This window comes from Micromonospora sp. NPDC050980, assembly GCF_040653835.1.
In the GTDB taxonomy this organism is placed as follows: domain Bacteria; phylum Actinomycetota; class Actinomycetes; order Mycobacteriales; family Micromonosporaceae; genus Micromonospora.
Window position 1 is genome coordinate 222,676 of sequence record NZ_JBFAGS010000002.1, and the last position, 15,003, is coordinate 237,678.

A 15,003-nucleotide genomic window follows, 5' to 3' on the forward strand; every position below is an offset into this window, starting at 1 on the left:
AGCCCATCGGCGCCCGGCACGAGCTTCTGGTATTCGGATCACACCGGGAAGACGACCGGCAGGGCGCGGGTGTCCGGGGCCGGACCTGCCGGGCACGGCCGCGACGGGAGACGGACGAGCGCCGGAGGTGCGGGCCCCCCGGCGCTCGTCGTGCGCTACTGCTTGTTGCCGTCGACGACCGGCGGCACCAGGCCGACGTACGTCAGGGCGGCCCGGCCGCCGACGACCGCGACGTCCAGCGTGCAGGCGTCGAGCCACTCCTGGCGCACCTTGTACTCCAGGCAGGTGGCCTCCGCCCGCTTGCGGAGGTCCTCGTCGAGGTCGCGGGCGAAGAACGGCTTCGACGGGTTGCCCGAGGAGACCGCGCCGCAGGGCGCGAGCAGGGTCCGCATCGGCGACACCCGCCAGCTCGCGCCGAAGCGCTGGTAGAGGTCGTCGAAGGAGAGCGGGACGGCGAACTGGGTGCCGTCCTTGGCGGCGAGCCGCTGGGGGTCACCGTCGGGGTTGCCGAGCAGGCCGACCACCGGCGTCGGGTAGGTGCCGAGGCCGACGGTCACGTCGATGTAGCTGCTGTTGACGGTCACCCGGATGCTGTTGCCGCCGGAGTCGGTCACCACGTAGACGTTGCCGAGGCGGTGGATGTCCACCCCGGAGGGCAGGTGCAGCGCGCCGCCGGAGGCGACCTCCCTGGTCCGGCCGTCCACCACGAGGGCCTTGCCGTCGCAGAGCGCCACCTTGGTGCTGCCCATCCGCGTCGCGACCGACCTGTCGACGGAGGCGTTGGGCCAGGTGGGCGCGCCGGACGCCTTGCGGGTCTGCACCTCGAAGTCGCTGCCGGCCTGCGCCTCGACGAAGTCACCCGAGGCCTGGAAGTCGTACAGCAGGCCGGCGAACGTGTGCTGGTGGGTGTCCCCGATGACGGAGGCCGCCGCGCAGTTCGTGGCCGCGCCGCCGGCGGTGTTCTCCACGAAGACGACGGCCGGGCCGGGCGCGGTGGCGGCGGGCGCGGGCGAGCCGAAGTTGAGGTTGTTGGTCTCGCCGGTGTAGCCCTCGGCCGCGCAGATGGGCGCGGCGGTGCCGCCGTAGGTGATCCTCGTCCGGACGTTCAGCGACGCCCCGGCGTTGAAGGTGGCCGCGCCGCCGCCGTCGCTGTTGCCGCCGTAGCCGAACACGTTGAACTCGGACCGGGTCCAGCCGGCCGCCGCGTTGACCGAGTTGGAACCCGTCGCCGTGTAGGCGGTCGCGCCCACGAACAGGGTGGCGCTGTCGCTTGTCGCGCTGACCGTGCCGGTCAGCCGCAACGATCCCAGGTTGGTGATCGGTTGGTTGGGCACGGCGGTCGCGGTCGGGCTGTTGCGGTAGCAGTAGATGTCGGGGTCGCCGGTGAACGAGAACTGGGTCCAGCCGCCGGCCGGGCAGGCCGCGTTGTACTGCAGCAGCCAGTACTGGATGAACACCTGGCCACTGGAGCCGTTGTTCGCGTAGACGAACTGCTCCCAGCCCCGGCATCCGGGGTTCGGCGACCCGGCGCAGGCCGTGCTGGCGAAGAAGTTGGTGTTGACCTGGAGGGTGTAGGCGTTCGCCACGGGCGGGCCGGCGTTGGCGATGGGCGAGCTCTCGCTTGTCACGTTCACGATGTTCTCGAACGTGCCGGACGACTCGGAGATGAATCCGCTCGGGGCCTGGGCGGAGATGTCGTTGCCGTTGCCCACCACCAGGGGGCGGATGCTGCGTTTGGGGGTCATCGGGATCGCCGGCGCCACGACGCAGCCGGACCGCTGCCACGCCAGTCGCGGGTAGTCGGCGGTGAAGCATCCCTTCGCCGAGGGGCGCGGGACGGACGTGATCTGCGCCTGCCACGAGTTGAGGTTCGTGGACGAGGGCGCCGCGTTCGCCGCCGCGGCCGACCCACCGACCGCGATCAGCACCGCCAGCGCCGTGACGCCGGTAAGTCTGCGGGTCACCCCGCGTGTTCGCGCAAACAGCCCCATGGCCGCTCCATTCTCTAGCCGGCAGTGACGTCGCCGGACAGGGGAAAGGCAACCATCGATGCCGCAGTGCGGGCACCCGTTGTGACGGCGTTCTTACACGGCATGGTGGTGTCGTCTCACCGCCAGTGTCCGGGCGCGGACAGTGCCGGCGCTGCGGCGTGGGGACGGGTCGATGATGGGTCGTTGGCGGCCGGGTGCGGGGCGGCCCGGCCGCCCCGCACCCGCCGTCTCAGCGGTACACGCGCACGTAGTCGACGAGCATCCGCGCCGGGAACGGCGTCGACGCGTCCGGCGGGCCGGGCCAGTCGCCGCCCACGGCCAGGTTGAGGATCAGATAGCAGGGGTGGTCGAACACCCATGGGCCGCGGGTCGCCTCGACCGTCTCCTTGCTGGCGTAGAACACCTGCGTGCCGTCGACGAGGAAGCGCATCCCCCGGCTGTCCCACTCGACCGCGTAGACGTGGAAGTCGGCGGACAGGTCGACGGCCCAGACGTGCTCCTGACCGTAGCCGCCGCCACCGTTGTAGGCGGGCGCGTGCAGGGTGGTGTAGCTGCGGTGGGTGTCGCGGCCGAGGATCTCCATGATGTCGATCTCGCCGTTGTACGGCCACGGCCGACCGGTGAGGAAGTCCCCGCCCATCATCCAGAACGCCGGCCAGAGGCCGTTGCCCCTGGGCACCCTGATCCGCGCCTCGATCCGGCCGTACTGCACCTGGAACGTCCTGCCGGTGTTCATCCGGTGCGAGGTGAAGGCGCGCCCGCCGGCATTCTCCCGACGGGCCTCCAGCACGAGCTGACCGGTGCCGTTCATCGCCGCGTTGGCGTTGTCGGTGTAGTACTGCGACTCGTTGTTCTGCCCGGTGCCGGGGTCGGCGGTCCACTTCGCCGCGTCCGGGCGGGCGCCGGCCGGACCGTCGAACTCGTCGGCGAAGACGAGCGTGGTGGCGGGGAACGTCGGGTCGGCGGGCCGGGCCGGGGGAGCGGTCGGGGCGCCTCCGGTGCCGTACACCTGGAACTCCCACAGCGAGTATCCGTAGCCGTTGCTGCGCGCGGTGCCGTACATCCGCACGTAGCGGCCGGTGCCGGTGACGGTGAGGTCCTGCCGGAAGCCCGGGTTGGCCGTGGTGCGGTAGATCGTGGTCCAGGTGGTCGCGTCCGTCGAGGTCTGGAGCTGGTACGCGGTGGCGTAGGCCGGATCCCACTGCAGGACCACCCGGTGCACGGTGGCGGTGGCCCCGAGGTCCACGTAGATCCAGCCCGGGTCGACCCAGCCGGTGGTGGGGCTCGTCGCCCATCGCGAGGCCGGGTCCAGGTCGAAAGCCCGCGCCGGCGTGCACTGCCAGCAGGCGCCGTCGTCCTGGTGGGAGGAGGCGACGGCCGGCTTGCCGTAGGACAGCAGCACGTCACCGCCGGACGGTGGCGGTGTCGTCGGCGTCGGGTCCGTGGTGCGGACCGCGAGTTCCCAGAGCGAGTAGCCGTAGGGCGTCGCCCGCGCCGTGCCGAGGACCCGCAGGTAGCGGCCGGAACCGGTGACGGTGAGCTGGCGGCTGCCGCCGGCGCCGGTGGTGGTGGCGTAGACGGTGGTCCAGGTGGCGCCGTCGGCGGAGAGCTGGATCTGGTACGCCGTCGCGTAGGCCGCCTCCCAGGTGAGGTCGACCCGGCAGACGGCGCGTTCGACGCCGAGGTCGACGCGCAGCCACTGGGGGTCGGCGGCGGCGCTGGACCAGCGGGTGCCCGGGTTGCCGTCCACCGCCGCCGAGGCGGGCAGCGCGGCGTTCTCGGTCGAGGAGGCGGTGGCCGGGCGGTTCAACGCCGCGTTGCCGGTGGTGTCGCAGCCGGTGGCGGTGCTCGTGCCGTACACCTGGAACTCCCAGAGCGACACCCCGTACGCGGTGCCGCGGGCGGTGGTGTAGACCCGCACGTACCGGCCGGTGCCGGCGACCGCGAGGGTGTCGACGCCGCCGTCGCCGCCGGTGACGGTGCGCAGCGTCGTCCAGGTCGCGCCGTCGGCGGAGACCTGCACCTGGTAGGCGGTGGCGTAGGCGGCCTCCCAGGTGAGCGCCACCTGGCTGACGGTGGCGGCGGCGCCGAGGTCGACGCGCAGCCACTGGGGGTCGGCGGCGGCGCTGGACCAGCGGGTGCCGGGGTCACCGTCCACCGCCGCCGAGGCGGGGAAGGCGGCGCTCTGCGTGGACGAGGCGGTCACCGGCCGGCCCTGGGAGAGCAGCGGGTCGGCGCCGTGGGCCGGGCCGGCGGTGAGGCCGGTCAGGGTGGCGACGAGCGTCGCCGCGAGGGCGGCGGCGAGGAGGCGGCGACGGCGCCGCGACGGGGGGTCGACGGTGCGGACGAGGTGGTGGTTCATGGGCGTCTCCAGGAGCGGGCGGTGGCCGGAGATCGGTTCGCTGATCGGCCGTGACCAGCGATGGAGAGCGCTCCCTGGCGACAAGCGTCGGCGCGGGACGGGCCCGTGTCAAGGAAATCCGGTGGTTCCGGAACCACGCCCGCCGCTCCGCCGGGCATCGACATGCGTGCTCGCGCGCAGGGGTGGCGCAACCACTTCGCCCCGCCGGAGTCGATCCGGCGGGGCGAAGCGGGCCACTTCCCGCGGCGGTTGCGGGCTCGGGCGAGCCGGGCCGGGCACCGATCAGTTGAAGGTCGCGTCCAGCGCCCCGGCCAGCCTGTTGTGGCCCGACTCGTTGGGGTGGGGGGAGCCGCCGAAGGCCGTCTTCTGCAGGTCGGTGACCCCGAGCGCCGGGGGCGGTGCGAACCGCACCTTCGGGTGGTTCGCCGGCAGTCCGGCGCGGATCACCACGTTGAGCTCGTTCGTCCAGGCGGCTACCGTCGCCTTCCAGCCCGGGTCGTCGATCAGGTCCCGTTCCTGGGAGGGGATCTGCCCCGGCAGCCAGCCGTTCAGCTTCTGGGCGAGGTTCACCCGGTACTGCTCGGCGAGCCGGCCGACGTCGAACCGGGCCGGGCTGATGTCGTAGTAGCCCATCCACACCACCTTGTCGGCGCCGGCGTCGAGCACGTCGTCGACGATGTCTTCGACGTCGGTCTTGATCTGGTTGTAGAGGGCCGGACCGTCCCAGACGGGGACGTCGATCCGATGGTGGATGTACTGGATCCCGGTGACGTCGCCGACGACCTTGCCGTGACACGCGCCGCCTTGGATGATCTTCGACTTCGCGATGTCGTTGCCCGCCAGGTCGAACCAGTCCATCTGCGCCTGCAGGGGCAGATCGTGGTCGGCGAAGAACTCCTGCATGAGGAACCGGTAGTGGTCCATCAGCCCACACTTGGCCAGGGCCTTGAGCAGATCCGTCCACGCGGTGTTGTTCACCCCGCCGGTGCTGACGAAGTAGGCGGCCTTCCGATCCGCCTTGGCCTGCCGGATGGCCCGGGTGGCCAGATCGACCGGGGGCCAGTTGCGGGCCCATTGGTTCTTGCAGGCGTCCAGTTGTCCGAACGGCGCGTCGATGATCTGCCGCGTGCCGTAGCCGGTGCGGGCGAAGTTGTAGTACTCCACGACCCGCTGGTTGCGGTTGACGGCGTACTTGCCGGCGTAGCTGAACAGCATGTCGTTGCCGGGCAGGCCGCGGAAGTCGGCCTTGGTGTTACCGGCGCAGGCGCCCATCGGGTAGGCGTTGATGAGCTGCAGGTGGGCGGAGGTGATCGAGTCGCCGGTGGCCACCAGCACGACCGGCTGCGCCGGGTTGCGGTTCGGCGGGCAGTAGCGGTCCTTGCGCGCCTCGGTCAGCTTCGCGTCGACGGTGTTGCCCGGGCACGGTGGGGCGGTCGTCGGGCTGGGCGGCGGGGGCGGCGGGTAGGTCGGGGTGGTCGGCGGCGTGGTGGTGGGTGAGTGGCTCGGGCTGCCGGACGGCGATCCGCTGGGGCTTCCGGACGGGGACCCGCTCGGGCTGCCGGACGGGGACCCGCTGGGGGAGCCGCTGGGGCTGCCGGAGGGCGATCCGCTGGGGCTGCCGGACGGCGATCCACTGGGGCTTCCGGACGGCGATCCGCTCGGGCTGCCGGACGGGGACCCGCTGGGGGAGCCGCTGGGGCTGCCGGACGGCGATCCGCTGGGGCTTCCGGACGGCGATCCGCTCGGGCTGCCGGACGGGGAACCGCTGGGGCTGCCGGACGGCGATCCGCTCGGGGAGCCGCTCGGGCCGGGCGACGAACTGGCGCACGGCGAGGGACTGGTGCTCGGACTGCTGCTGGCCGAGGCGGTGGGGCTTGCGCCCGTCGCGACGGGCTGCGCCGTGGCGGCCCGGGTGGGCTGCGCGACCCGGGTCGGCTGCGCCGAGGAAGCCGTCGCGCTCGGAGTCGCCGACGGGCAACCGCGCGCGTCCCGCACGTCCTGCTCCAACGCCTGGCGCACGTCGGCGGGCAGCGGCTGCCCGGCCGGCACGCAGGGGTCGAAGGTCCAGCGGGTGAGCACCCCCTGGTAGGTGATGTCGCGGGTGCAGATGTTCGGGTCGGCGCCGGGCTCGGCGGCCACCGGGCTGATGGTCAGTGGGTCGGGGGGCGCGACGTGCGCGCCGATGCCCAGAGTGAGGCTGAAGACCGCCGCCGCCGCCAGGGCGGCGGTGACGGCGCTCCAGGTTCTCCCCCTGCGGTGAAACGCGGATCTCATGAGCGGGCGTCTCCTCTCAGGCTGTCAGCCGGGGCGCGCAGCACCGGGTTGTGCCCCTACGCCTCGCGAGGAACGTAGCGACGGGTGATAATTCGTCGATGAATCCGCGGTGAAGCGATGGGACGGGGCCGTGCGGATAAAGGCGCTGGGGCCGGTGCTGATCTGGGACGGCACGCAGTGGACGTCGATCACCGCGCCGCACCACCGCGTCGTGCTGGCGGTGTTGCTGGCCGAGGCCGGGCGGCCGGTGAGCCGGGAACGACTGGTCCACGAGATCTGGGGCGCGCGCCCCACCCGGACGGCGAGCAGCGCCGTCAACGGCTACGTGATGCGCCTGCGCCGGATGCTGCGCGCCGGTGAGGCCGGCGACGTGGTCAGCCGCGCCGCCGGCTACGAGCTGGTGACCGGCGAGGACCGGGTCGACATCCAGGTGTTCGAGCGGATGGTGCGCGCCGGGAAGCGGGAGGCCGCCGAGGGCCGGATCGCCGACGCGGTGCGGCAACTGTCCGAGGGGCTGGCGTTGTGGCGGGGGCCGGCGCTGGCCGACGTGCCGGACACGCTCACCGTGTCGGCGGAAGCGGCCCGGATGGAGCAGTTGCGACTGGCCGCGTACGAGGAACGGTTCGCCGCGCAGCTCGAGTTGGGCCAGCACGGGGAGATCGTCGAGGAGGTGGCCGCGCTCGCGGCCGTCCATCCGATGCGCGAGCGGCTCTGCCGGCATCTGATGATCTCGCTCTACCGCTGCGGGCGCCGCGCGGAGGCGCTGGAGGCGTACCGAAGGGTCCGTGACGTGCTCGGCGCGGAGACCGGGATCGAGCCCGGCCCGGAGCTGCGGGACCTGGAACGTGCCGTGCTCACCGACGATCGGAGCCTCGCCGCGCCCGCCGTCCGGCCGGTGACGCCGGCGCAGTTGCCCGCCGCGGTCGCCGACTTCGCCGGCCGTCGCGACCCGTTGGCGGCCCTGGACGCCAGCACCGCTCGACCGCCCGCGCCGCCGGTGGTCATCACCGGCCTGGCCGGGGTCGGCAAGACCGCCCTGGCCGTGCGCTGGGGGCACGCGGTGCGCGACCGGTTTCCCGACGGCCAGCTCTATCTCGACCTGCGCGGCAGCTCACCACGGCCGCCGGTGACGCCGATGGCCGCGCTGGCCCACTTCCTGCAGGCCCTGGGCGTGCCCGCCGATCAGATCCCGGACCAGCTGGACGAGGCCGTCGGCCTCTACCGCAGCGTGACGGCGCTCCGGCGGATCCTGGTGATCCTCGACAACGCGGCGGACCCCGACCAGGTCCGCCCGCTGCTGCCCGGGGGAGCCGGTTGCGTGGTGCTGGTGACCAGCCGCGAGCAACTCCGCGGGCTCGCCGCCCGGGAGGGGGCGGTGATGCTGCGGTTGGACGTGCTGTCCCGGGACGAGGCCGGCGACCTGCTGGCCAGGCTGCTACCCGGCGCGGCGGGGCGGGACACGGCGGAACTGGCGCGGCTCTGCGGTCACCTTCCGCTTGCCATCCGCATCGCGGCCGCCAACCTCCGGGCCGAGCTGACGCCGATCGCGCAGTACAACCGACGGCTCGAAGCCGGTGACCGGTTGGCGGCGTTGGGCATCCCCGGCGACACCGCGACCACCACCGTCGCCGCCTTCGACCTTTCCTACCAGGCGCACTCCCCGGCCGCCCGCCGGTTGTTCCGACTGCTCGGCGTCGCGCCGGGAGATGCCGTCACCGCACCGACGGCCGCCGCCCTGGCCGGCGTGCCGGTGGCCGACGTCGAGCCGCTGCTCGACGCGCTCGCCCGCGCCCACCTGCTGGAGCGGGTCGCCCCCGGCCACTACCGTTGGCACGATCTGGTCCGCCTCTACGCCCGGCGACGGAGCCTGGCCGAGGAGACCGACCGGGAGGCCGCCCTCGACCGCCTCTACGACCACTACCTGTCCACGACAGACAGTGCCGTGAGCCTGCTCTATCCGAGCGTCGTCCGGCTGCCGTTGCCGGCGCAGGTGAGCGCGCGGCACCGCGTCGAGTTCGCCGAAGCCGCCGCGGCGCTGCGCTGGGTGGAGACCGAGCGGGGCAACATCATCGCCGCGATCATGGCGGCCGGGCCGGAGCACCGTACGGCCGCCTGGCGGCTCACCGACCATCTGCGCTGGCACCTGGACTTCACCTCGCCGTCGGCGGAGTGGTTGCCGGTCACCGAGGCCGCCCTGGAGTACGCCCGCGCCGACGGCGACCCGTTGGGGCAGGCCGCCGCGTACCTGAGCCGGGCCACCGTCCTGCTGGCCGCCAGCCGGTACGCCGAAGCGCTCGACGAGTTCCACCGCGCGCTCGACTTCGCCCGGCGGGGTGGCTGGGCCGAGGGCGAGGGCAGCGCCCTGAACAATCTCGCCCACGTCTCGTTCGAGACCGGCAGGTTGGACCTGGCGGCCCGGTACAGTCTCGACGCCCTGGAGATCGACACCAGGATCGGCCGCCTCGCCGGCCGGATGGCACGGCTGGCCAACCTCGGCAACATCCGCCTGCAGCAGGGCCGGCTGACCGAAGCCATCACCTACTGCGAGCAGGTCATCGAGCTGGAGGGCAGGGTCGGTGAGTGGCACGGGCAGGGCACGGCGCACGGCTGCCTGGGCGAGGCGCATCTGCTGCTCGGCCGCCATGCCGAGGCGTCGGCCTACCTCACCCAGGCACTGACCACCCACCGCCGGGCCCGGGCCCGTAGCTGCGAGGCCGACACCCTGCGCCTGCTGGCGGCGGTGCACGCGGCGACGGGTGACCTCGATGACGCCCGGAGCGAGGCGGCGGAGTCCCTGCGGATCGCCCGCGAGGCCGGCGACCGCTGGGTGGAGGCACACGCCCTGCTCGCCCAAGCCGGTCTCGACCTCGCCGGCGGCGACGCCGACCTGGCGGTCGCCCACCTGCGGCAGGTTCTCGCCCTGGCTCGGGGCGACGGGGCCCGGCACGCCGAGGCGCAGGCGTTGATCGGTCTGGCCCGGGCCTGCCGGATGCGCGGCGCGACCGCCGCCGACGAGGCAGAGGCGTACGCGACGCAGGCATTGACCATCTGCCGGGAGTACGGCTATGAGCTGTTGGAAAAAGGCGCGCTGACGGTGCTCGACTAGCGATGTTCCACCCCTGTTATCGCTAACACAACGGCTTGGCCTGCGGGTTGGTCGATAGCGGACCCCGGACGTCGTTGCGCCGGGCCGGAAGCGCGGCTGGGGCCCGGTCGAGGCGTGTCGATGTAGTTCGATGCCTGCATTGCCTTGACGGCTGCATCTTGTTAACGCAAACATTGAGAAGTAACGCTGTGGTAACCCGGACGCCATGACTGTCGGCTCGCCTTCGCCCCTCGCGGTCCGGGCCGGTGTCGCCGTCCGAACCACCGAAGAGGGCCGGCGTCGCGAGCCGGAACGGACCAGCCACAGGAGGACCCGATGACGACGACAGGGACGGATCAGGTGCCCCGGTCGGGGTCCCGGTCGCGGGGTTGGCGGGTGGGGACGGTCGCGGGCGCCGCGGTGCTGCTGCTCGGCGCCGGGACGGTGCACGGGTTGCCGTCGGCGTCGGCGGCGACGGTGGACACGACGGCGACGTACGTGTTCGTGAACCGCAACAGTGGCAAGGCGATGGACCTCTACAACTGGTCGACGGCGGAGAACGCGCCGGTGAACCAGTGGACCCGCAACGACCTCGCGGTGCAGCAGTGGCAGTTCGTGGACGCCGGTGGCGGGTTCTACACGGTGCGGTCGCGGCACAGCGGGAAGGTGCTGGAGCTGCCGAACGGCAACGACGGCACCCAGTTGGTGCAGTCCACCGACCGGTCGTCGGCCACGCAGCAGTTCCGGTTGCAGGATTCCGCGGGTGGGTTCGTGCGGTTCGTCAACCGGCAGTCGAACAAGGTCATCGACGTGTGGGAGTGGTCGACGGCCGACGGCGGGCGGCTGGCCGCCTACTCCGACACCGATGGCGCCAACCAGCAGTGGCAGTTGGTCCGCCTGGGCGGCGGGGACCCGACCACCGGGCCCGGCCCCACCACGTCGCCGCCCGGCACCCCGCCGCCGGCCTACCCGCAGCCCGGCCGGGTCACCGGCGACATCGGCGTGCACGACCCGACGGTGGTCAAACGACCCGACGGCACCTACCTCGTCGCGCACACCGGCAACGACATCGCGTTGAAGACCTCCACCGACCGGGTCGCCTTCCGCAACGCGGGCGCCGCCTTTCCCGGTGGTGCGCCGTGGACCACCACCTACACCGGTGGCGCGCGCAACCTGTGGGCGCCGGACCTGTCCTACCACAACGGGCGCTACTACATGTACTACTCGGCGTCCACCTTCGGCTCCAACCGCTCGGCGATCTTCCTGGCCACCAGCACCACCGGGGCCTCCGGGAGCTGGACCAACCAGGGCCTGGTCATCGAGTCGCGGACCTCGGACACCTTCAACGCCATCGACCCGAACCTGTTCGTGGACGACCAGGGCCGCTGGTGGCTCACCTTCGGCTCGTTCTGGTCCGGCATCAAGCTGATCGAGATCGATCCGGGCACCGGCCGCCGGCTCGGCAGCTCCCTGCGCGGCCTCGCCGCCTACGGCCCCGGCATCGAGGCGCCCGTCCTGGTCAAACGCGGCTCGTGGTACTACCTGTACGTCTCGTTCGACCGCTGCTGCCAGGGCGCCGCCAGCACCTATCGGGTGATGGTCGGTCGCTCGGCGAGCCTGACCGGTCCGTTCGTCGACCGTGCCGGCCGGGACATGCTCTCCGGGGGAGGCACCCAGGTCCTGGCCTCGCACGGCAGCGTGCACGGCCCCGGTCACCAGGCCTTCCTCGCCGACACCGACGGTGACCAGCTCTTCTACCACTACTACGCCGACAGCGGTGTCTCGCTGCTCGGCATCAACCGCATCGGCTACGACGCCGCCGGCTGGCCCTGCGTCTACTGAGCCGCCGGTCCCGGTGGGCGGGCGCGAGCCCACCCGCCGGGACCGGACCGGGCCACAAGCGCCGGGCGCCGGTACGCCACCTCCTCCGACGACCATCTCGACCAATCGGGAGTGCGCATGTCGCACCAGCACCCTGTCCCCGCGGCCGGCCGGGCGGCCAACCCGGTGCTCGTCACCGTGCCCGCCTCCTGGCGGCTCCGATCGACCCTGGCCGTGCTGCTCGCGGTGGTCGCCGTGTCGGCCGGCCTGCCGATGTCCCGACCCGCGCAGGCGGCACCGTCGGTGACCTACACCAACCCGCTCGTCAACCAGCGGGCCGATCCACACATCGTCCGGCACACCGACGGCTACTACTACCTGACGGCGACGGTGCCGCAGTACGACCGGATCGTGCTGCGCCGGGCCACCACCCTGCAAGGGCTGGCCACCGCCGCGGAGACGACGATCTGGCGTCGGCACACCAGCGGGGAGATGGGCGCCCACATCTGGGCCCCGGAGATCCACTTCATCAACAACAGGTGGTACGTCTACTTCGCCGCCGGGCGGGCCGACGACGTGTGGCGGATCCGGATGTACGTGTTGGAGAACGCGAGCGCGAACCCGCTGGCCGGCTCGTGGACCGAACGCGGCCGGATCACCACGCCGTGGGACACGTTCAGCCTGGACGCCTCGACGTTCGCGGTCGACGGGGTGCGGTATCTGACCTGGGCCCAGCAGGAGCCCGGCATCTCCACCAACTCCAACGTCTACCTCGCCCGGATGGGCGCCGACCCGTGGCGGATCACCGGCCCGGTGACCCGGCTGGTGGTGCCGACGTACGACTGGGAGACCCGCGGCTACCGGGTGGCCGAGGGCCCGTCGGTGATCCAGCACGACGGCCGGGTGTTCCTCACCTACTCGGCCAGCGCCACCGACGCCAACTACTGCCTCGGCCTGCTGAGCGCCCCCGCCGGCGCGAACCTGCTCGACGCCGCCGCCTGGCGCAAGAGCCCGACCCCGGTGTTCGCCAGCAACGCGGCCACCGGCCAGTACGGCCCCGGGCACAACTCCTTCACCGTGTCCGAGGACGGCCAGAGCGACATCCTGGTCTACCACGACCGCAACTACCGGGACATCACCGGTGACCCGCTCAACGACCCGAACCGCCGGACCCGGATCCAGAAGCTCTACTGGAACGCCGACGGCACCCCGAACTTCGGCATCCCGGTGGCCGACGGCATCACGCCGGTCCGGCTGCGGTCGCACGACCTGACCGACAGCTACGTCCGCCACTACGACTACCGGGCGCGCGTCGAGCCGAACGTGACGAACCTGGCCGACTCGCAGTTCCGCATCGTCGCCGGCCTCGCCGGCTCGGGGACCGTGTCGCTGGAGTCCGCCAACTTCCCCGGGTACTTCCTGCGCCACCGCGACTTCGCTCTCCACGTCCAGCGGGACGACGGGTCGACCCTGTTCGACGCCGACGCGAGCTTCCACCGGCGGTCCGGCCTGTCCGCCGGCGACGGGCTCTCCCTGGAGTCGCAGAACTTCCCGGGCCGCTACGTCCGCCACCGCGACGGCCTGTTGTTCCTCGAACCCGTCGGTTCGAGCGCCGACCGTGACTCCGCCACCTTCCACCTGGAGTAGCGGTCGCGCGAGTCGCCCTGCCCACCCCGCCGACGCGCCACCTCGTCCACCCCGACGCCGGGCTCGGCGCGACGGCCTCACCGGAAGGTTCAACCATGCTCAACCCATCAGTGAAGCCGCCCCCACGGGCACAACGTAGCCGGGGCCGACGCGCCGGCCTGGTGCTGGCCCTGGTGGCGGCGCTGGCCGGCGCGGCCGGCGCCGCAGTGGTGGCCGCGCCGCCGGCGCGGGCCGCCACCATCGACACCAGCGCCTACTACGTGCTGGTCAACCGCAACAGCGGCAAGGTCCTCGACGTCCGGGACACCTCCACCAGCGACGGCGCGGCGATCCAGCAGTGGTCCCGCAACGACGGCGAGTGGCAGCAGTTCCAGTTCGTCTCCTCCGGCGGCGGCTACTACCGCCTGCGCGCCCGCCACAGCGGCAAGGTGGTGGACCTGTGGGAGTGGAACACCGCGGACGGCGCGGAATACCGGCAGTGGCCCGACCTCGACGCGACCAACCAGCAGTTCCGGGTCCTCGACTCCGACGGCGGCTACGTCCGGCTGATCAACCGGCACTCCGCGAAGGCCCTGGAGGTCTGGCAGTGGTCGACCGCCGACGGGGCCCGGATCAGCCAGTACGCCGATCTCGACGGCGCCAACCAGCAGTGGCGGATGGTCCGGGTCGGCGGCGGCACGCCGACCACCCCGCCGCCGGGCACCGGGTGCGGCAGCGGTTCGTACCAGGCCGAGGCCGTGCTGAACGGCGGCACCTGGACGGCCCGCAACGGATCGTCGACCGTCTACTCGGGTTCGAGCATGCTCTCGGCGATGCAGGCCGCGGTAAACTCGCTGTCGCCGGGACGGACCGCCAAACAGCGGGTGGTGGTGCGCGGCTCGGGCTCGGTGAGCGCCGGATCGCGGTTGTCGCTGCCGTCGTACACGACGCTTGCGGTCTGCGGCACGATCAACGTGACCGGTTCGGGATCGGGTGACAACGCGCCGGTCTACTCCCGAGGCACCACGGACGTCGAGGTGCAGAACCTCACCCTGACCGGATCGCCGCTGTACGGGATCTTCATGCGCAACGTCAACAACCTGACCCTGGGCCAGATCGACATGCGGCTCTCGGGCGGCCTCGGGGTGCGGATCGACAACCACGGCGGCGACCGGGCGGTCAAGGTGCGCAACGTGCGGATCGACACCGTCTACGTGTCCGGGACCGGCGCGCACGGGGTGGAGACGTACGGTGTGGACGGCCTGACGATCGGCACGGTCACGGCGCGCAACACCGGCTACTCCGGCCTGCTGCTCAACGACACGATCAACGCCACGGTAGGCACCGTCGACGCGCAGGGCGCCGGGACCGGCACCGGATACGCGGCGTTCCGGATGGCCAACCGCAACGGCCGGGTGGGCAGCTCGTACCCGACGAACATCCGGGTCGGCAACGTGATCGCGTCCGGCGGCGGCCGGGGGATCTTCTGCGTCTCGGAATCCGGCGGCGCGGTCATCGACCGGGTGACGATCGCCGACACCGGCAACAACTCGATCCTCGTGGAGAACTGCTACAACGTCACCATCGCCGCGGTGTCCGGCACGGTGACCGGCGGCGGCGAGGTGCGGATCGCCGCGCGGACCGAGTTCCCGATCTCCTCCGGCATCCACCTGCAGAACCTGACCGTCACCAACACCAACATCACCCAGAGTCCCTGCGGCGGATCGAACAACACGATCAGCAACGTCACCCGCATCAACTCGGCACTGACGTGGTGTTGAGCGCCGGGGCGCCGCGGCGCACCCGGCCGGAAGGCAGCAACCTCAGCCGTGGCGCCACCAGCC

General features: G+C 72.3%; 8 protein-coding genes. 5 read left to right on the plus strand and 3 right to left on the minus strand.

The genetic code is table 11. From position 1 onward, the window contains the following. Positions 1 to 155: 155 nt before the first annotated feature. From AB0H28_RS04985 to AB0H28_RS04995, 3 genes are all read right to left on the minus strand, one after another. Positions 156 to 1,991 (minus strand): VWD domain-containing protein, encoded by a 1,836-nt coding sequence (locus AB0H28_RS04985; protein WP_358034371.1) that lies wholly within the window; start codon positions 1,989 to 1,991, stop codon positions 156 to 158. A gap of 229 nt (positions 1,992 to 2,220) precedes the next feature. Then, positions 2,221 to 4,353, minus strand: a complete 2,133-nt coding sequence (locus AB0H28_RS04990; RefSeq protein ID WP_358034373.1) for a discoidin domain-containing protein — start codon at positions 4,351 to 4,353, stop codon at positions 2,221 to 2,223. Between the two features lie 282 nt (positions 4,354 to 4,635). Then, positions 4,636 to 5,688, minus strand: coding sequence for a hypothetical protein (locus AB0H28_RS04995; protein ID WP_358034376.1), 1,053 nt, complete (start codon positions 5,686 to 5,688; stop codon positions 4,636 to 4,638). Between the two features lie 154 nt (positions 5,689 to 5,842). On the opposite strand from AB0H28_RS04995, the gene AB0H28_RS05000 reads away from it, so the two are divergent. The 5 genes from AB0H28_RS05000 to AB0H28_RS05020 all read left to right on the plus strand — a co-directional run bounded on the left by AB0H28_RS05000 (position 5,843) and on the right by AB0H28_RS05020 (position 14,940). Then, positions 5,843 to 6,442, plus strand: coding sequence for a hypothetical protein (locus tag AB0H28_RS05000; RefSeq protein ID WP_358034378.1), 600 nt, complete (start codon positions 5,843 to 5,845; stop codon positions 6,440 to 6,442). 294 nt (positions 6,443 to 6,736) lie between these two features. After that, positions 6,737 to 9,733, plus strand: coding sequence for a BTAD domain-containing putative transcriptional regulator (locus tag AB0H28_RS05005; RefSeq protein WP_358034380.1), 2,997 nt, complete (start codon positions 6,737 to 6,739; stop codon positions 9,731 to 9,733). A gap of 375 nt (positions 9,734 to 10,108) precedes the next feature. After that, positions 10,109 to 11,554 carry a family 43 glycosylhydrolase gene (locus tag AB0H28_RS05010; protein WP_358034383.1) on the plus strand — a complete coding sequence of 482 codons (1,446 nt, stop codon included), beginning with the start codon at positions 10,109 to 10,111 and terminating at the stop codon, positions 11,552 to 11,554. 117 nt (positions 11,555 to 11,671) lie between these two features. Next, a complete protein-coding gene (locus AB0H28_RS05015; RefSeq protein ID WP_358034386.1) occupies positions 11,672 to 13,180 on the plus strand; it encodes a family 43 glycosylhydrolase in 1,509 nt (502 codons plus the stop codon). 95 nt (positions 13,181 to 13,275) lie between these two features. Continuing rightward, positions 13,276 to 14,940 carry an RICIN domain-containing protein gene (locus AB0H28_RS05020; RefSeq protein WP_358034389.1) on the plus strand — a complete coding sequence of 555 codons (1,665 nt, stop codon included), beginning with the start codon at positions 13,276 to 13,278 and terminating at the stop codon, positions 14,938 to 14,940. Positions 14,941 to 15,003: the final 63 nt, after the last annotated feature.